The sequence below is a fragment of the Saccharopolyspora sp. NPDC050642 genome, from assembly GCF_040654735.1.
Lineage (GTDB): Bacteria > Actinomycetota > Actinomycetes > Mycobacteriales > Pseudonocardiaceae > Saccharopolyspora > Saccharopolyspora elongata.
Genome location: NZ_JBFAIN010000003.1, coordinates 236,479 through 254,395, shown reverse-complemented (window position 1 = coordinate 254,395; position 17,917 = coordinate 236,479). Strand labels below are relative to the sequence as shown.

General features: G+C 70.2%; 14 protein-coding genes. 8 read left to right on the top strand and 6 right to left on the bottom strand.

Features of this window, described 5'->3' with window-relative positions; all coding sequences use genetic code 11:
- The first annotated feature begins 16 nt into the window (after window positions 1–16).
- From AB0H93_RS07830 to AB0H93_RS07815, 4 genes are all read left to right on the top strand, one after another.
- Window positions 17–1,630 carry an OPT/YSL family transporter gene (locus tag AB0H93_RS07830; RefSeq protein WP_358569132.1) on the top strand — a complete coding sequence of 538 codons (1,614 nt, stop codon included), beginning with the start codon at window positions 17–19 and terminating at the stop codon, window positions 1,628–1,630.
- Between the two features lie 137 nt (window positions 1,631–1,767).
- Window positions 1,768–2,832 (top strand): hypothetical protein, encoded by a 1,065-nt coding sequence (locus AB0H93_RS07825; RefSeq protein WP_358569129.1) that lies wholly within the window; start codon window positions 1,768–1,770, stop codon window positions 2,830–2,832.
- A 195-nt stretch (window positions 2,833–3,027) separates the two neighbouring features.
- A complete protein-coding gene (locus AB0H93_RS07820; RefSeq protein WP_358569126.1) occupies window positions 3,028–4,299 on the top strand; it encodes an alpha/beta fold hydrolase in 1,272 nt (423 codons plus the stop codon).
- 62 nt (window positions 4,300–4,361) lie between these two features.
- The gene (locus AB0H93_RS07815; RefSeq protein WP_358569124.1) at window positions 4,362–5,597 is read left to right on the top strand and encodes a PAS domain S-box protein; all 1,236 of its coding nucleotides are present in this window, start codon (window positions 4,362–4,364) and stop codon (window positions 5,595–5,597) included.
- Between the two features lie 8 nt (window positions 5,598–5,605).
- Here the strand turns inward: AB0H93_RS07815 and AB0H93_RS07810 are convergent, their stop codons facing one another.
- The 3 genes from AB0H93_RS07810 to AB0H93_RS07800 form a co-directional block, all read right to left on the bottom strand.
- Window positions 5,606–6,973, bottom strand: a complete 1,368-nt coding sequence (locus AB0H93_RS07810; protein WP_358569121.1) for an NAD(P)/FAD-dependent oxidoreductase — start codon at window positions 6,971–6,973, stop codon at window positions 5,606–5,608.
- 361 nt (window positions 6,974–7,334) lie between these two features.
- Entirely contained in the window at window positions 7,335–8,018 is a 684-nt protein-coding gene (locus AB0H93_RS07805) for a nitroreductase family protein (RefSeq protein ID WP_358569118.1), read from the bottom strand.
- Window positions 8,015–8,962 (bottom strand): alpha/beta hydrolase, encoded by a 948-nt coding sequence (locus AB0H93_RS07800; protein ID WP_358569115.1) that lies wholly within the window; start codon window positions 8,960–8,962, stop codon window positions 8,015–8,017. Before AB0H93_RS07800 ends, AB0H93_RS07805 begins: the two co-directional genes overlap by 4 nt.
- 408 nt (window positions 8,963–9,370) lie before the next feature.
- On the opposite strand from AB0H93_RS07800, the gene AB0H93_RS07795 reads away from it, so the two are divergent.
- The 3 genes from AB0H93_RS07795 (at window position 9,371) to AB0H93_RS07785 (ending at window position 12,848) form a co-directional block, all read left to right on the top strand.
- A complete protein-coding gene (locus tag AB0H93_RS07795) occupies window positions 9,371–11,248 on the top strand; it encodes a 2-oxoacid:acceptor oxidoreductase subunit alpha (protein ID WP_358569112.1) in 1,878 nt (625 codons plus the stop codon).
- The gene (locus AB0H93_RS07790) at window positions 11,245–12,306 is read left to right on the top strand and encodes a 2-oxoacid:ferredoxin oxidoreductase subunit beta (RefSeq protein ID WP_358569109.1); all 1,062 of its coding nucleotides are present in this window, start codon (window positions 11,245–11,247) and stop codon (window positions 12,304–12,306) included. Before AB0H93_RS07795 ends, AB0H93_RS07790 begins: the two co-directional genes overlap by 4 nt.
- Window positions 12,307–12,428: 122 nt before the next feature.
- Window positions 12,429–12,848: a hypothetical protein gene (locus tag AB0H93_RS07785; RefSeq protein ID WP_358569106.1), complete on the top strand. Its 420-nt coding sequence runs from the start codon at window positions 12,429–12,431 to the stop codon at window positions 12,846–12,848.
- Window positions 12,849–13,128: 280 nt separating this feature from the next.
- Here the strand turns inward: AB0H93_RS07785 and AB0H93_RS07780 are convergent, their stop codons facing one another.
- The 3 genes from AB0H93_RS07780 to AB0H93_RS07770 form a co-directional block, all read right to left on the bottom strand.
- The gene (locus tag AB0H93_RS07780; RefSeq protein WP_358569103.1) at window positions 13,129–13,599 is read right to left on the bottom strand and encodes a hypothetical protein; all 471 of its coding nucleotides are present in this window, start codon (window positions 13,597–13,599) and stop codon (window positions 13,129–13,131) included.
- Window positions 13,600–13,747: 148 nt separating this feature from the next.
- Window positions 13,748–14,578 carry an LLM class flavin-dependent oxidoreductase gene (locus tag AB0H93_RS07775; protein ID WP_358569100.1) on the bottom strand — a complete coding sequence of 277 codons (831 nt, stop codon included), beginning with the start codon at window positions 14,576–14,578 and terminating at the stop codon, window positions 13,748–13,750.
- A gap of 205 nt (window positions 14,579–14,783) precedes the next feature.
- Window positions 14,784–15,869 (bottom strand): hypothetical protein, encoded by a 1,086-nt coding sequence (locus tag AB0H93_RS07770; RefSeq protein ID WP_358569097.1) that lies wholly within the window; start codon window positions 15,867–15,869, stop codon window positions 14,784–14,786.
- Between the two features lie 311 nt (window positions 15,870–16,180).
- Between AB0H93_RS07770 and AB0H93_RS07765 the strand changes: the two genes are divergently transcribed.
- Window positions 16,181–17,866 (top strand): amidohydrolase, encoded by a 1,686-nt coding sequence (locus tag AB0H93_RS07765; protein WP_358569094.1) that lies wholly within the window; start codon window positions 16,181–16,183, stop codon window positions 17,864–17,866.
- The last annotated feature ends 51 nt before the right edge of the window (window positions 17,867–17,917 follow it).

The window sequence follows — 17,917 nt, the reverse complement described above, 5'->3', positions numbered from 1 at the left end:
TCCGGAAAGGCTGCTCATGACCATCAGCGACCCCGTGGCCGGCGCCGAACGCGCGCATCCGCGGGCATTCGAGCCCACCGTGCTGGTGATCACCATCGTGCTCTCCGTGGTCGGGGCGATAATCGGCCTGCACCTGATCACCACGCTCGGGATCTCGGCCAACACCTCCGTCATCGGCGCGCTGATCGCGATGATCATCGGCCGGATCAACGTCGCCGCGCTGCGCAAGATGCGCTCCGTGCACCGCCAGAACCTGGTGCAGAGCGCCGTTTCCGGCTCAACCTTCGCCGCCGCGAACTCGCTGCTGGCGCCCATCGCGGTGCCCTTCGCGTTCGGCCGCGCCGACCTCGTGTGGCCGGTCTTCGTCGGCGTCGCGATCGGGTTGTTCGCGGATTCCTTCGTGCTGTACCGGCTTTTCAACTCGCGGTTGCTGCCCGCGCAGGCCGCCTGGCCGCCCGGCATCGCCGCCGCCGACACCATCATCGCCGGGGACAAGGGCGGCCGGCGGGCCGCCGTGCTGGCCGGCGGTGCCGTCCTCGGGTTCATCGGCGCGTTCTTCAAGCTGCCGGTCTCGGCGGCGGGCGTGGCCTTCATCGGCAACGTCTGGGCGCTCGCCATGTTCGGCATCGGGCTGCTGTTCAGCCAGTACAGCCCGACCTGGTTCCACATCAACATCGGCAGCCTCTACATCCCGCACGGCGTGATGATCGGCGCCGGCCTGGTCGCCCTCGGGCAGGCCGCCTACCTGATGTTCCGGAAGAAGGACGGGAAGGCCGAGCGCACCACCTCCATCGATCCGAGCGAGGTGCCGCAGGTCGACGAGAAGGCGCTGCGCAAGGGAGTCCTGCAGGGCTACGTGCTGTTCGTGGTCGGTTCCGCCGTCGTCGCCCTGGCCGGCGGGCTGATCTCGGAGCTGTCGGTGCCGGGGCTGATCCTCTGGGTCCTGGCCGCCGCGCTGGCCGCGATCATCCACGAGATCATCGTGGGCCTCGCCGCGATGCACTCCGGCTGGTTCCCGGCGTTCGCCGTGACGCTCATCTTCCTGGTGCTCGGCCTGATCCTCGGGGTGCCGCCGGTGGCCCTGGCGCTGTTCGTCGGTTACACCTCCGCGACCGGGCCCGCGTTCGCCGACATGGGCTACGACTTCAAGGCGGGTTGGCTGCTGCGCAAGGAACACCGGCCCTACGACGCCTTCGAGCGCGCCGGCCGGTTCCAGCAGTACCTCTCCTCGCTGGTGGGCTTCGCGGTGGCGACCGTCGCGGTCGCCGTGTCCTGGCAGGCCTTCTTCGGAGACGGGCTGCTGCCGCCGGTCGCCAAGGTCTACGCCGCCACCATCCACGCCGGGCTGTCCGACCCGAACGTGCTGATGACGCTGCTGCTGTGGGCGATTCCCGGCGCGCTGATCCAGCTGCTCGGCGGCGCGAACCGGCAGATGGGCGTGCTGTTGGCCACCGGCCTGCTGATCGCCACCCCGCAGGCCTGCTGGCTGGTCTTCGGCGCCCTCGTGGTGCGGATCGTCTACCGCTGGCGGCGCGGCGACAAGGCGGACGAGGACCTCAACCTCGTCGGCGCGGGCCTCATCGCGGGCGACGCGCTCTATTCGACCAGCCGGATCTTCGAGTCCAAGTGAGTCGTCATGCAGATCGGCGTCGGGCAGATCCTGGCCATACACAAGTCTGGGATCCCGGAGTCCAGGCGGCGTCTGAGGTTTCCGCTACCGGCGCCGCTACGCAAGATGAGTTCGTCGAACAAATTTGAGGAGTTGTCGTGGAGGTTGTGAGCCGAGTCGAATCCCGGCCGGAGTACCTGTCGTGGGAGGCCGCGATCGGCGCCCGCAAGCTCGTCGAGCAGGTCATGCTGGTCAAGCCGGGGGAAGAGGTGGTGCTCACCGGTGACACCTCGACCGACCGGCGCGTCGTGGAGCTCACCGCGCAGGCGGTCGCCGCGGCCGGGGCCACGCCCACCGTGATCTGGTACGAGACGCGGCCGAGTTCGGCGATGGAACCGCCGGCCCCGGTGGCCGGCGCGATCGCCAAGGCCGACGTGTGGATCGAGTTCAGCGTCGCCTACATCATGCACAGCGACGCCTTCCGCGCGGCCATCGCGAACGGCGCCCGCTACACCAACCTGACCGGCATGGACATCCCGATGCTGGTCGACACCGTCGGCAAGCCCGACTTCGAGGGCGTCATGCGGCTGGGCCGCGCGCTGGTCGCGCTGCTGGAGCAGGCCGACGAGGTGCGCATCACCGCCGCCAACGGCACCGATCTGGTCGGCCGCAACCAGGGCCGCCCGATCAACCTGCGCGGCAAGCCCGCCGAGAAGCCGGGCGAGACCGTGATGCTCTCCGGCCAGATCTCCTGGAACCCGATCGAGGAGACCCAGAACGGCACCCTCGTGTTCGACGGCGCGCTGTGGCCGCCGGCCGAGATCGGGCTGCTGCGCTCCCCGGTGCGCTGCAAGGTGGAGAACGGCGTGGTCACCGAGATCACCGGTGACCGCGACGCCGAGGTGTTCCGGAACTGGATGGAGTCCTTCGACGACCCGAACATGTTCCGGCTGGCGCACTGGTCGCTGGGCTTCAACCCGGGCGTGCTGGTGCCCACCGGCCGCATCGTGGAGGACGAGCGGGTGTTCGGCTGCGTGGAGATCGGCATCGGCACCAAGGGCGCGTGGATCGGTGGCGAGCCGTGGGTGGCGGCTGCGCACACCGACGGCAGCGTGCTCGGCCCGTCGATCTACCTCGACGGCGAGGCCATCGAGCTCGAGGGTCGTTACGTGCACCCGGAACTGGTGCGGATCTGCCGCGAGATCGGCGCCCCCGGCTACTGATCCGCGGCCGGCCCGCACGACGGCGCGGGAGCGGTTCCCGAGTCCTCCGCAATTTCCATTGAAATCGAACCTTCGGTTTCAATGGAAATTGCGGACCCCGGTCCGACGCGCGGTGTCGGACCGGCCTCGCCGAGAGATCCTCGGGTCCGTTCCCGTGCCGTCCCTGGAATATCGGTCCACTGTGGAGGAATCGCGATGTCCGATGTCACGTACCGCCGTCCGGGCCTGGTGGCCCGGGACCACGTCTTCCGGGTGCCGTTGCGCCACGACGACCCGGGCGCCGGGGAGATCGAGGTCTTCGGCAGGGAGGTGGTGGCCCCCGGCAAGCAGGACCAGGCGCTGCCGTGGCTGGTCTACTTCCAGGGCGGACCGGGCGGCAAGGCGGAACGGCCGCTGAGCACCAGCGCATGGCTGGGCCGCGCCCTCCAGGACTACCGCGTGCTGTTGCTGGACCAGCGCGGCACCGGGCGCAGCACGCCCGCCAACCGCCAGACGCTGGCGGGCCTGTCGACGGCCGAGCAGGCCGAGCACTTGAGCCTGCTGCGCGCCGATTCGATCGTCCGGGACGCCGAGGTGCTGCGCGAGCAGCTGATCGGCGACGAGCCGTGGTCGGTGCTGGGGCAGAGCTTCGGCGGCTTCTGCGCGCTGACCTACCTCTCGCTGGCGCCGGAGGGGCTGCGCCAGGTGATGATCACTGGCGGCATCCCGACGCTGACCGGGCACGCGGACGACGTCTACCGAGCCGCGTATCCGCGCACGTTGCGCAAGAACGACGCCTACTTCGCCCGCTACCCGGAGGACGCCGCCATCGCGCGCCGCGTCGTCGATCACCTCGCCGAGCACGAGGTGATCATGCCGACGGGGGAGCGGCTGACCCCGGAGCGCTTCCAGGCCCTGGGCATCCAGTTCGGCCAGGCGTCCCGGTTCGACGCGCTGCACTACCACCTGGAGGAGGCGTTCGCCGGCGACGTCCTGTCGGACACCTTCCTGCGCGGCGTCGACGCGGCGCTCTCCTTCGCCGAGCGCCCGCTGTACGCGGCGCTGCACGAATCCATCTACTGCCAGGGCACCGCCTCGAAGTGGTCGGCGCAGCGGGTGCGCGCGGAGTTCGACGAGTTCGACTGGTCCCGGGGCGGCCGCGTCAACTTCACCGGCGAGATGATCTACCCCTGGATGTTCGAGCAGGACCCGGCGCTGGTGCCCCTGCGGGACGCCGCCGAGCTGCTGGCGACCAAGTCCGACTGGCCGCACCTCTACGACCTCGACCGGCTGGCCCGCAACGACGTGCCGGTCGCCGCGGCGGTCTACCACGACGACATGTTCGTCGACCGCGACCAGGCGCTGGAGTCGGCGCAGCAGGTGCGCGGCGCGCGGGTGTGGGTGACCAACGAGTACGAGCATGACGGGGTCAAGGCGTCACCGACCGTGCTGGACCGGTTGCTGGCGATGAACCGCGGCGACGCCTGACACGCACGGTGGGCCACCACGCCGATGCGTGCCGCGGTCGCGCCCGCTATGGTTCGGTTCTCATGTCCCCCTCGGAGCCGAATTTCGCCGCTGGCGTGCCGTGGCAGCGCGTCTTCGACCAGGCGGCGTCCGCGATGGCGATCCTCGACTTGCAGGGCCGGTACCTGTACGTCAACGAGGCCATGTGCCGGATGCTCGGCTACCGGCGGGAGGAGCTGGAGGGCCTGGACTACCGGGCGGTGACGCACCCCGACGACATCGACCCGGAGGGGCCGATGGAGTCCCCGGACCTGCTGGAGAAGCGCTACATCCGCTCCGACGGCAGCGTCATCTGGGCCCTGGTGGCGCGGTCGTTCATCCGGGACAGCCACGGGCGGGCGATCCACTTCCTGTCCCAGATCCAGGACATCACGCGGCGCCGGGAGGCGGAGCTGCTGTGGCAGCGCAGCTTCGCCAACGCCCCGATCGGCATGGCGCTGCTGGACCTCAAGGGCGCGTGGACCGCGGTCAACGACACGCTCTGCACCATGCTCGGCTACACGCGCGAAGAGATGCTCTCGATGTCGTTCACCGACATCACCTACGAGGAAGACGAAGAGCAGGGCATGGCGGTGCTGTCCGAACTGGTCGAGGGCCACGTGGACAGCGCCAGCGTGGAGAAGCGCTACCGGCACAAGCAGGGCCATCCGATCTGGATCCTGATCCGGGCGACCACGGTGCCGGGTGCCGATGGAACCCCGGCGTACGTGGTCAGCCAGTACGAGGACATCGGTGAGCAGCGCCTGGTGGACGCCCGCCTCGCGCACCTGGCGCTGCACGACCCGCTGACCGGGCTCGCGAACCGAGCGCTGCTGTCCGACCGGCTCGACCACGGCCTGCAGCAGCTGGCGCGCGGCAACGGCGTGCTGGCGGTGGTGCTGGCGGACCTGGACCAGCTCAAGCCGGTCAACGACCGCTTCGGGCACGCGCTGGGGGATCAGCTGCTGATCGCCGCCGCGCGGGAGCTGCAGCTGGCGGTGCGCGCCGGCGACACCGTCGCCCGCATGGGCGGCGACGAGTTCGTCGTGGTCAGCCTGCTGCCGGACGAGGACGCCGCGCGGGCGCTGCGGGATCGCGTCGAGCGGCACCTGAACACCGATGTGTCGGTGCACGGGGTCCGGATCCGGCTGCGCGCCAGCGTCGGCTACACCGCGACCGCCGACCCCGCGATCGCACCGGACATGCTGCTGCACGACGCCGACCGGGACATGTACGCCAGCAAGCGGCGCCGCCGGGAGTCGCACGGCGGAGGCCGCTGACCGGCGCGTCAGGCGTCCAGCTCGACCAGGGCCGCTTCGATCGCCCGGTGGAACGTCGGGTAGGCGAAGATCATCTCCCGCAGCCGCTGCACCGGTACCTCCGCGTGCACCGCCACCGCGAGCGCCCCGATGATCTCGCCGCCCGCCGGCGCGACCACGGTGGCGCCGACCAGGACGCCCCGGTCGGCGTCCGCGACGAGCTTGATGATGCCCTCGTTGCCGACCTTGTGGATCCAGCCGCGCGTCGACGCGGGGATCTGGGTGATCGCGGTGCGCGCCTGGATCCCGGCGTCCCGGGCCCGGGATTCGGTCAGCCCGACGGTGGCGACCTCGGGGTCGGTGAAGATGACCGAGGGCATCGCGCGGTAGTCGGCGACCTCGGTGCCCTGGCCGAGGACGTCGGCGGCCGCGATCCGCGCCTGGTAGACCGAGGTGTGCGTGAAGGCCCCGTGGCCGGTGATGTCGCCGATGGCCCAGACGCCGTCGGTGGCCCGCATCCGCCCGTCGACCGGGATGGTCCGCGCCTGCTCGTCCAGCCCGACGGCCGCGACGCCCAGCGCGCGCAGGTCGGTGCGCCGCCCGGTGGCGACCAGCAGGCTTTCGCCGGTGAACACCTCGCCGGACTCCAGGTGCACCTGGAACTGGTCGTCGTGCTTGACGCGGTCCACGGCGCAGCCGGTGCGGACCTCGATGCCGCAGGCGTGGAACGCCCCGGCCAGCACTTCGGAGGCCTCCGGTTCGGCCATCGCCAGCAGCCGCGGCCGCGACTCCAGCACCGTCACCGAGGCGCCGAAGCGGGCGAAGACCTGCGCGAACTCCACGCCGACCGGCCCGCCGCCGAGCACCAGCAGCGACTCCGGCACCCGGGTCGCGGGCACCGCGTCGCGATTGGTCCAGTAGGGGCTCTCGGCGAGGCCGTCGATCGGCGGGACCAGCGGGTCGGTGCCGGGGTTGAGCACGATGCCGCGGCGGGCCCGGAACACCTGATCGCCGACGGTGACCTCGCCGGGCGCGCTGATCCGCCCGACGCCGCGCACCAGCCTGCCGCCGGTGTCCTCGAAGCGCCGCACCGCGATCTCGTCGTTCCAGTCGGTGGTCGCCTCGTCGCGGATGCGGTTCGCGACCGGCGTCCAGTCCGGCCGAACGGTGGCCTGACCGGCGAGCTCGGGCACCCGCCACGCCTCGCCGAGGGCGTCGGCGGCCCGCACCATCATCTTGGTCGGGACGCAGGCGAAGTACGGGCACTCGCCGCCGACCAGCCGCGACTCGACCGCGATCACGTCCAGGCCCGCGTTCGCCAGCCGGGCCGCCACGTCCTCGCCGCCCGGGCCCATGCCGATGACGACGACGTCGACCTCTTCGGGCACCGCACCCACCCCTTTTCAGCTTCCGGTGTCGGTTCCAGCCCAACACCGCAGCCCCGCCCGCGCACGTCGAATGCGGTGAGTGATCATGGCCGCTCCGGCGACCACGATCACTCACGACCGTCTTGTCCCGTGAGCGGTGATGGTTTGACGACCGCTGCCGTTCACGAGCGCGCACGGGGTGTTCCGCAAGCGCATCGGCACGAACCACATCCGCGGTGCACCTGCCCAGTGCCCGACGGTTTCCACTGGTCAGGGACCGTGCGTGTTTTCTGTTGCCAGAGCGACAAAAGGTACGCACGGCCCTCTTGCGCAGCTGGGAGCTCTGCCCAGCGGGCGGGTGGGATCGGTGAAATCGCGCGGCTTCCGGGTGTCAGCGCCAGATCAGGGCCTCGTCGAGCGGCTTGCGGGTCAGGTCGGGCACCTCGCAGTCGGCGGCCGGGTAGCCGATCGGGAACACGATGTACGGGCGCTCGTTGGTGGGCCGGTCGAGGATCTTGGTCAGGAACCCCATCGGGTTCGGCGTGTGCGTCAGGGTCGCCAGGCCCATGGTGTGCAGCGCGGTGATGAACAGCCCGCAGGCGATCCCGACGCTTTCGTTGACGTAGTAGTGCTTCTGCCGCCCGGCGCCGGCCACGCCGTACTTCTGGGCGAACGCGACGACGATCCACGGCACCACGTCGAGGTAGTCCTTGTTCGCATCGGTCTCCAGCCGCGACAGCGCGCCGTGCCACTGCGGGATGTCCTCGCGTTCGTAGAACGACTTCTCCTCGGCCTCGGCGGCCAACCGGATCTGGTGCTTGAGGCCCGGGTCCTGCACCGCGACGAACGTCCACGGCTGCTGGTGCGCCCCGCTGGGCGCGGTGTTGGCGACGCGCACGGCCAGTTCGATCGCCTCGCGCGGCACCGGATCGGGGCTGAAGAACCGCACGCTGCGCCGGGCGTCCAGGTGCTCGAAGAGCTCCTGCCCGCGGCGCAGGCCGTCCGCGAGCGGTAGTCGTTCCGGGCTGTAGGGCACGAACGGATGGGAGTGCGGGCGCGGCGACGGTGCGGTCATTTCTCCTCCGGTATAAGAGCTTCCCGCAACACGCGGTGCACCTCGGCCATCGCAGCGCCTGCGATCGGCAGCAGTTCGGCGCCGCCGGCGAAGCCGTGGAACAGCCCCGGGCAGTGCTGGACGCTGGTGGGCACGCCTGCCGCCTTCAGCCGCTCGGCGTAGCGCTGGCCTTCGGTGCGCAGCGGGTCGCGGCCCGCGGTGAGGACGTGCGCGGGCGGGAGCCCGGCGAGGTCGGCGGCGCGCAGCGGCGAGACGTGCGGGTGGTCGCGATCGGCGGTGTCGGGCACGTACTGGTCCCAGAACCACATCATGTGCCGCGCGGTCAGCAGGCAGTCCGGCCCGCTGTCCACATAGGATTCAGTGGTGAAGTCGTGGTCGGTGACCGGGTAGACCAGCATCTGGAAGGCGATGTCCGGGCCGCCGGTCTCGCGCGCCCGCAACGCCGTCACCGCGGCCAGGTTGCCACCGGCGCTGTCCCCGGCGACGGCGAGGCGCGCCGGGTCGCCGCCGAGCTCCGCGGCGTGCTCGGCGGCCCACCGCGTTGCGGCGAAGGCGTCGTCGGCGGCCGCCGGGTAGCGGTGTTCCGGTGCGAGCCGGTAGTGCACGGCGATGACGATCGCGCCGACGCCGTTGGCCATCGCGCGGCAGACGCCGTCGTGGCTCTCCAGGTCGCCCAGCACCCAGCCGCCGCCGTGGCAGTACACGACCACCGGCAGCGGCTCGCCGTCGACGCGCGGCCAGTAGATGCGCACCGGGATCTCGACGCCGGGCGGTCCGGGGACGAGCCGGTCCTCGACCCTTGCCACCGGCTGGCGCGGCCGCTCCGCGGCGCCCGCGTTCATCATCGCGCGGGCCTCGGCGGCGTCGGTGACCGCGCCGCCGAGATCGGGGAAGTACTCCTGCATGAGCGCGACGAACGGTTCGGCGTCCGGATGCAACGGCATTGTTTTCCTCCAGCGCGGATGGAGCGTCGCAGTGATGTAAACCGACGGCGAGGCGCCGAAGGTATCGGCCGTTCCGGCGAACGTGCTCCCGCATCATGGGAAACGCGGCGAAGTGGCGCGGATCACACGACGCTCGGCGGATGGGGTATGGCCGAGGTCACACGGCCCGATTTCGGTTCCGCGGCCGGTTGTCCTGGTCGGACACCGGGTACTTCGATACAGGGGCCGTCACCTGCGGCCGAATCTGGAACTCGATCGTTCCGGTGAAGATCGCGGTGGCCGGGGGGATTGTGTGCGGGCGCGTGCGGACCGTGACGGCGTGGGCCCGGTTGTGATCGGAATAAAAACCGGGGCTGTATCGTTCGCCACAGGATGAGCGTTGCCTGTAGGTGAAGGGGAACGGGTCAATTGAGTACGACGAACGGGCACCGGTCCAACGGAACCCGGAAGCTGAACCGGGTCGTGATCCGGTTCGCGGGTGACTCCGGCGACGGGATGCAGCTGACCGGCGACCGGTTCACCTCGGAGGCGGCGGCCTTCGGGAACGACCTGGCGACGTTGCCGAACTTCCCGGCCGAGATCCGGGCCCCCGCCGGCACCCTGCCCGGCGTCTCCAGCTTCCAGCTGCACTTCGCCGACTACGACATCCTCACCCCCGGCGATCGCCCGGACGTGCTGGTGGCGATGAACCCGGCGGCGCTGAAGGCCAACATCGGCGACCTGCCGCACGGCGGCATCCTCATCGTCAACACCGACGAGTTCAGCAAGCGCAACCTCACGAAGGTCGGCTACGACGCCAACCCGCTGGAGACCGGCGACCTGGAGCACTACGCCGTGCACCAGGTCGCGATGGCCACCCTGACGCAGGGCGCGCTCGAGGGCACCGGGCTGGGCAAGAAGGACGCCGAGCGCTGCAAGAACATGTTCGCCCTCGGCCTGCTGTCGTGGATGTACCACCGGCCCACCGAGGGCACCGAGCGGTTCCTGCGGGAGAAGTTCGCGAAGAAGCCGCAGATCGCGGAGGCCAACATCCTGGCCTTCCGGGCGGGCTGGAACTACGGCGAGACCACCGAGGCGTTCGCGGTCACCTACGAGGTCGCGCCCGCGAAGCTGCCGGCGGGCACCTACCGGCAGATCACCGGCAACACCGCGCTCGCCTACGGCATCGTCGCCGCCGGGCAGTGCAGCGGGCTGCCGGTGTTCCTCGGCACGTACCCGATCACGCCGGCCTCGGACGTGCTGCACGAACTGGCCAAGCACAAGAACTTCGGCGTCACGACCTTCCAGGCGGAGGACGAGATCGCCGGTGTCGGCGCCGCGCTGGGCGCCTCCTTCGGCGGCGCGCTGGGCGTGACCACCACGTCCGGGCCGGGGCTGGCGCTGAAGTCCGAGACGATCGGCCTGGCCGTGACGCTGGAACTGCCGCTGCTGGTGTGCGACGTCCAGCGCGGCGGGCCGTCCACCGGGCTGCCGACCAAGACCGAGCAGGCGGACCTGCTGCAGGCGCTCTACGGCCGCAACGGCGAATCGCCGGTGCCGGTGATCGCCCCGCGCTCGCCGGCGGACTGCTTCGACGCCGCGCTGGAAGCCGCGCGGATCGCGCTGGCCTACCGGACCCCGGTGCTGCTGCTGTCCGACGGCGCGATCGCCAACGGCTCCGAGCCGTGGCTGATCCCGCAGGTCGACCAGCTGCCCGACCTGGGCGTCGAGTTCGCCACCGAACCCAACGCCCCGGACGGATCCGGCGAGTTCTGGCCGTACGTGCGCGATCCGGAAACCCTGGCCCGCGACTGGGCGGTGCCGGGCACGCCGGGGCTGGAGCACCGCGTCGGCGGCCTGGAGAAGGCCGACGGCAAGGGCAACATCTCCTACGACCCGGACAACCACGACAAGATGGTCCGGCTGCGCCAGGCCAAGATCGACGGCGTGCGGGTCCCGGACCTCACCGTCGACGACCCCGACGGCGACGCCCGCGTGCTGGTGCTCGGCTGGGGCTCGTCGTTCGGGCCGATCGGCGCCGCCTGCCGCCGGGTGCGCGCCCAGGGCATGTCGATCGCCCAGGCCCACCTGCGCCACCTCAACCCGATGCCGGGCAACCTCGGCGAGGTGCTGCGCGGCTACGACAAGGTGATCGTCCCGGAGATGAACCTCGGCCAGCTGGCGATGCTGCTGCGCGCCCGCTACCTGATTGACGTGCAGTCCTACACGAAGGTCGCCGGACTCCCGTTCCGGGCCGAGGAGCTGCAGAACGTGCTCACCGATGTTGTGCAGGGGGTGCCCGCGTGACCACGACCGATCTGGGAATCCCGGTCCTCGGCGGGTTGGCCGGCGTGCCGACCGCTGACGAACCGCAGAAGGCCAAGGACTTCAAGTCCGACCAGGAGGTCCGCTGGTGTCCGGGGTGCGGCGACTACGTCGTGCTCAACGCGGTGCAGAGCTTCCTGCCGTCGCTGGGGCTCAAGCGGGAGAACATCGTGTTCATCTCGGGCATCGGGTGCTCGTCCCGGTTCCCGTACTACATGAACACCTACGGGATGCACTCCATCCACGGCCGCGCCCCGGCGATCGCCACCGGCCTGGCCACCAGCCGGCCGGACCTGTCGGTGTGGGTGGTGACCGGTGACGGCGACGCGCTGTCCATCGGCGGCAACCACCTGATCCACGCCCTGCGCCGCAACGTGAACCTCAAGATCCTGCTGTTCAACAACCGGATCTACGGGCTGACCAAGGGCCAGTACTCGCCGACCAGCGAGGTCGGCAAGGTCACCAAGTCGACCCCGGCCGGCTCGCTGGACCACCCGTTCAACCCGGTGTCGCTGGCCCTGGGCGCGGAGGCGTCGTTCGTGGCGCGGGTGATCGACTCGGATCGCGCGAGTGTGACGGAGACGCTGAAGGCGGCGGCGGAGCACCGCGGCAGCGCGCTGGTGGAGATCTACCAGAACTGCCCGATCTTCAACGACGGCGCGTTCGACGTGCTGAAGGACAACGACGAGAAGCAGCGCCGGATCGTCCCGCTCAAGCACGGCGAGCCGATCGTGTTCGGCCCGGAGGACGAGCGCTTCGGGGTGGTCCAGGACCGCGACGGCTTCCGCGTCTCGAAGCTGTCCGAAGTGGACGAAGCCGAGGTCGTGGTCCACGACGCGAACCGGGAGGACCCGTCCTACGCCTTCGCCCTGTCCCGCCTCGGCGGCCAGGACCTGAACCCGGCGGTGACGGGCATCTTCCGGGCGGTCCAGCGCCCGACCTACGACGACCTGGCCCGAGCCCAGGTCGCGGAGGCCCAGCAGGCGAAGCCGGCAGACCTCCAGAAGCTCCTGACGGGCAACGACACCTGGACGATCTGACCGGTCGGGGCATCGTTCGCACTGCCCGGGCATCCGCCGTCGTGAGACTGCGGATGCCCGGGCAGTGGCCGGTTGCTTAGGAAGTCGAGATCTCGTCCGGATTGCTGCGATAGCCTTCCCGAATGGGAGAAGGCCGCGACCCCGATGCCGTTGAGCCCGATATCGACAACACGATCTCGGGCGGGAATTTCAACGGTCCTGTGGGGCAGTTCGGCTTCGTCCACGGCGACGTGCACTTGAATCCCCCGAGAAGTCCTGAAGAGGCGGCGTTCCGCGCGCGCTACATGAAGAAGATGCAGGAAGAGTGGGACGCGCAGGAGAAGGCGAAGAGGGACGCCGAGAACAAGCCGGCGGTTGGGGGGGTGCGCAATTCTCTACGGCATCGTGTTCATCGTGATCTTCGGCTTCCTGGCCTGGAGTGCCTGGAAAGCTTACGACAATTTCCATCGCGAGAAGCAGTCGAGCTGCGTCTACATGGAGAACGGCGGCCCTCCGCAGGAGTGTCCGTGGTGAACGTCAAGCACACTGCCTTCGGGCACTAGCAACTTCTGTTCGTGACCCTAATCCGCCCGGAGGCAAGCGCCTTCCGCCCAGGCCCGTGAGTGTTTTGGGGCGCTGTAGCACCCCAAAACACTCACGAGACGGGGACGCTGCGGCCGGTCGAAGCGCCCGGCCTTGAGTCCACCGATGAAGCCGTTCCATAACTCCTGGTCGAACGCGAGGATCGGCCCGCGACCGCACTACTTGGAGTCCCGGACACCAGCCCGGCGGCGCGTGAGCCCGGTCCCTTGGTGACCTTCGTGCGGTGGGCGCATCCGACGGTCATTCGGAGGCCCGGGGAGTGCGCGCAAGGTTCTCCCGGATCTTTTCGCACACTAGGTCGAGAAAAGCACCGTTGGCGGGGGCCGAGTACGACATCGTCGGATCCGGGTAGATGACGACGTCCACTCGTTCTGCGGCGGGGGAGATCACAGACAGCCCGGACGACCTGCGCGCAACGTTGATCTTCACCGTGGTTGGGGCAACTCTGGCACCAGGGCTGGGAAAGGTTTGCTTCCGCACCGGTTGGCCGAGGCCAACTTTCCACAGCGAGACCGCGTCTTGGTCAACGCTGAGGATGAATCCAGCCAAGCTCTGCATGCCCAGCGTTGGACGGCACAGAAACGCGAGGCTGTTCTGACGCAGCACTACCAAGGCCCTGCGTTGGTTGCGGACCACGAGCCGCCCGTAGATCACCAGCGCGAGCAACAGCAGAAGCGCCAGTGCCACGACCAGGAGCGGGAAGACATACATCGACCCACTGTAAACCTGGCCTCGTGAACGAGATCTTAGAAGGACCTTGGTGTGCTCCTCGGCCCCTTGCGATCGCGCTCGCCGATCTCCTGGGCCGGGTCGATCTCCCAGCTAGAAACGTCGTGCCTGCATCCGCCGGTCTCCCGGTTCAGCGGGTTGCCACGACGTCGGCCAGGCGGTGGACTTGGTCCGGGTCGGGGGACCAGCAGTAGAGGATCGCCTCGTCGGCTCCGATGTCTTCGAGGTGCCGCAGCTGGGCCTTCAGGTCGGCGGTGGTGGTGACCATGGCGTTGGCGAAGCCCGGATTCCCGTAGTACTCCGTCATTTCCGCCCGCGCTTCGTCGGCCACCGCATCCGGGCCGATCGCCGCGTTCAGCTGGCCGATCAGGCGAGGCCTGCCCGGCCGGTCGTGGGCCTGCCAGGACTTCTCGGCCAGGCCGAAGGTCGTTTCCATGTACTCCAGCGGGCCCGCAGCCAGAAAACCGTCACCCCAGCGGCCGACCCGGTCGATCGCCGCCGGGACGAAGCCGCCGAACACGACCTCCGGGCGGACCGCCGGGCCGATCGGGCCCGCCTGGTCGCCGTAGGGCTCGCCGGCCCAGAGCCGGTGCATGAGCTGCATCTGCTCGTCGAGGATCCGGCCGCGGCGCTTGATGTCCGTGCCGGCGGCCACGTGGTCGTCCTCGCGGCCGCCGACGCCGATGCCGAGCGTGAAGCGGTTTCCGCTCAGCTGGGCCAGCGTCGCGCTCTGCTTGGCCAGCAGCGGGGCGTGGCGCAGCGGGGCGAGCAGGACCTCGGTCTGGACCCGGATGCGCCGCGTCGCGCCGGCGAGCGTCGCGAGGGTCACCAGGGGTTCGGGGTTGTCGTACACCAGGCGGTCCAGCAGGCCGAGCGTGCTGAACGGGCCGTCATCCGCCCGTCGCGCCCACGTCAGCAGGGCGGTGGGGTCGGCGATGGGCAGGCCTAGACCGATCTTCATGACTTGCGCCTCCAGAAAAGGGCAGGGTGAACACCTGTGCCGCCCCCTCGTTTCGCGCAAGCGGGTTCCCGTTCTGCGGCGCACTCCTGGGGAACCTGATCAGAGTGCCGTCACCCTATCGCGGCGGTCGCCCGGCGCGCACCCGGGTTTCCGCCAGGTGCGCGAAGCGCCACCCGGAACTCGGATGGCGCTTCGCACGCGGGCCTCAGCCGGCGTAGACCGCGGCGTAGGGCTTCGCGTCGTCCTGGCCGGCGTTCGCCGCACCGACGGCGAGCAGCTTTCCGTCGTCCAGCACGACCCCGCTGAAGGTGACCACCGACCTGCCCTGCGGCGGGACCGGATCCGGCACGTTCTGCCAGTTCCGGCCGTCATACCGCAGCACGTACGGGCTGTTCGAGTCGTACCCGACGGCCCAGAGCATGCCTTCGCCGGCGACGACGTCGTCGATCTCACCCAGTTCATCCGGCACTTGCCCGGGCGACCACTGCTCGCCGTCCCAATGCAGCGCGACCGGACGCCGGGCGACGGTGCCCTGGTCCCGGAAGCCGACCGCCCACACGTCGTCGGGCGCCAGCACGAGCGCGTCCTCCAGGCTCACGCTCCAGTCCGGCACGTCGACCTGCGGCTGTTCCTGCCACTGCGCGCCGTCCCAATGCAGGATCAGCCCGGCCACCTTGCCCTTGCCGTCGACCGTGACGTGCTTGCTGCCCACCGCCCACAGGTCGTTCGGTGAACTGCCGTCGATCGTGGACACCTTCCACCAGTCCCCGAGATCGAGCGGCAGTGGAACCTCGTTCCACGCCTTGCCATCCCAGTGCTGGATCGAGCCCCGCCGCCAGGCTTCGGTCGCCTCGGTCGCCGATCCGGCGGCCCACACGTCAGCGGCGCCGAACACCTTCGTCCCGTGGTACTGGGTGTAGGTCCCCGGTGGGGACGTGAGCGGCACTTCCTGCCACTGCTTGCCGTTCCAGTGCATCGACCTGCCGTCGCCGACCGACCACACGTCGTCACGGTTCACCACGGCGGCGGTGTTCACCCGGCCGATGTTGGGTGCCGGCACCTGCTCCCACCCCTGCTGACCGCGGCGGAAGGCCTGCGTGCGGAACTCCTGCCCGTCGAAGTCGATGCCGAAGGACCACGTGACGCCATCACCGCCGGCGGCGGTGTGCAGGGACGACTGGTACTGCTGCGGCGGAATTGGCTCCTCCGCCCAGGTCCCCGCGGCCGACGCGGACTGCCCGAGCAGCAGCGCGGTGGCGCCCACCGCCCCGGCGATTGCCAGATGCTTCACCCAATGCCTCCTTGGAGAAAAGATTCACGCCAGTTACCCGCCGGAACCGGGAACGGTTTACCCCTCGGCGGAAGTTGCGCCGAATGCTCCAGCCTCGGTCGGCATTGGTCGCAAGGGCGGTGATCTCCGAGGCGCACCAGGGCTGTGGCTCGGCGCAAGGAGGTGTGCGGATCGGGGTCGCATTACCCACTGGCAGTTGATTGACCGATCAAGGACTTCGAATTACGTTGCCTGACAGATGATCAACCGAGCGCGACCACCGGAGGTCCGCGATGTGTCAGGAGTGCTGTCGTCCTTCCCCGCAGCCTCGGATGTCCCGGGCGCAGTTCCTGAAGCTGGTCGGGCTGGCCACCGCGGGCGCGGCCTTCTCCGCCGGTTGCGCGAGCGGTGACACCGGAGCCGGGCAGTCGGGCGGGCGGAAGCTGATCGACAACGTGCGGGGCTTCACGCTGACCGCCGACGGGCCGCGCGAGTTCGGCAGCCTGCTGGTCGAGGCGGACGGCCGCGTCGGCGGGCTCGACGTCGGCAGCGCCGGCGGCGCGGAGCGCATCGACGGGCGGGGCCGGGTGCTGATCCCCGGGCTGCACGACGCGCACGGGCACTTCGGGCAGCTCGGCGCCAACGTCTCGCAGCTCAACCTCGCCGGGACGAAGTCCCTGCAGGAGGCGATGCAGGCGCTCAAGACCTTCGCCGCGCAGCACCCGGAGCGCCAGTGGATCCTCGGGCGCGGCTGGAACGACGTGATCTGGGGGCTCGGGCGGTTGCCCTCGGCCGCCGACCTGGACGCGGTGGTGCCCGACCGGCCGGTGTGGCTGGTGCGGGTCGACGGGCATGCCGGGGTGGCGAACTCGGCCGCGCTGCGGCAGGTCGGCGTCACCCGCGACACCCCGACGCCCTCGGGCGGCGAGATCGTGCGCGGCGCGGACGGCGCGCCGACCGGTGCTTTCGTCGACGCGGCGCAGGACCTCGTCGAGCAGCACCTGCCGAAGCCGACGGTCGACGACCTCAAGCAGAACTTCCTCGCCGCGCAGCGCAAGCTCAACGAGGTCGGGCTCACCTCGGTCAGCGACGCGGGCACCAGCGCCGCCGAACTCGCGGTGCTGCACCAGCTCGCGGGCTCCGGCGAGCTGACCATCCGCACCAACTCGTTCCTGACCTACGACGCGTTCCGCGAGCTCGGCGCGAAGGCCCGCACCGACTCGGTGGCGGGCGACATGCTCCGGGTGCGCACCGTGAAGCTCTACATCGACGGCGCCCTCGGCAGCCACGGCGCCGCGATGCTGCAGCCCTACGAGGACGATCCGGGCAACTCGGGGCTGCCGCAGCTGGACGCCGCCGAGCTGCGGAACCGGGTCTCGCAGGTCATGCGGGAGGGCTTCCAGGTCGCCACGCACGCCATCGGCGACGCCGGGAACCGGATGGTGCTCGACGCATACGAGGCCGCCGCGGCGGAGTCCGCAAGCGGCATGCGGCACCGCATCGAGCACGCGCAGGTCCTCGCGGTGGAGGACATCCCGCGGCTGCGCGCGCACGGCATCATCGCGTCGATGCAACCGGTGCACGCCACCGACGACATGAACATGGCCGAGAAGCGGGTCGGGCACCGGCGCATCGCGGGCGCGTACGCGTGGCGGACCATGCTCGACCAGGGCATCACCATCGCCTCCGGCTCGGACTTCCCGGTGTCGTCGGAGAATCCCTTCGACGGCCTGCACGCCGCGGTGACCCGCACGGACCGGGACGGGCAGCCGGTCGGCGGGTGGTACCCGGACCAGGCGATGAGCCCGCACGAGGCGCTGCGCTCGTTCACCCTCGACGCCGCGTTCGCCGCGCACCAGGAGCGGGTGCTCGGCAGCCTGGAGCCGGGCAAGTGGGCGGACTTCGTCATCCTCGACCAGGACCCGCTGGAGCCACCGCCCGGCCGGGCTCGCTGGCAGACCGGGACCCTGCAGACCTGGGTGGCGGGCCGCCGCGTCGGCGAGTACGGATCGCTGTGAGGCCGCATTCACCCGGGTGGCGGACGTAGTGACGCTCCGTTGTCGCCAGGC

Coding starts and splice junctions, on each gene's coding strand:
- AB0H93_RS07830 (WP_358569132.1), top strand. CDS start 17: ATGACCATCAGCGACCCCGTGGCCGGCGCCGAACGCGCGCATCCGCGG.
- AB0H93_RS07820 (WP_358569126.1), top strand. CDS start 3,028: ATGTCCGATGTCACGTACCGCCGTCCGGGCCTGGTGGCCCGGGACCAC.
- AB0H93_RS07815 (WP_358569124.1), top strand. CDS start 4,362: ATGTCCCCCTCGGAGCCGAATTTCGCCGCTGGCGTGCCGTGGCAGCGC.
- AB0H93_RS07805 (WP_358569118.1), bottom strand. CDS start 8,018: ATGACCGCACCGTCGCCGCGCCCGCACTCCCATCCGTTCGTGCCCTAC.
- AB0H93_RS07800 (WP_358569115.1), bottom strand. CDS start 8,962: ATGCCGTTGCATCCGGACGCCGAACCGTTCGTCGCGCTCATGCAGGAG.
- AB0H93_RS07785 (WP_358569106.1), top strand. CDS start 12,429: ATGGGAGAAGGCCGCGACCCCGATGCCGTTGAGCCCGATATCGACAAC.
- AB0H93_RS07780 (WP_358569103.1), bottom strand. CDS start 13,599: ATGTATGTCTTCCCGCTCCTGGTCGTGGCACTGGCGCTTCTGCTGTTG.
- AB0H93_RS07775 (WP_358569100.1), bottom strand. CDS start 14,578: ATGAAGATCGGTCTAGGCCTGCCCATCGCCGACCCCACCGCCCTGCTG.
- AB0H93_RS07765 (WP_358569094.1), top strand. CDS start 16,181: ATGTCCCGGGCGCAGTTCCTGAAGCTGGTCGGGCTGGCCACCGCGGGC.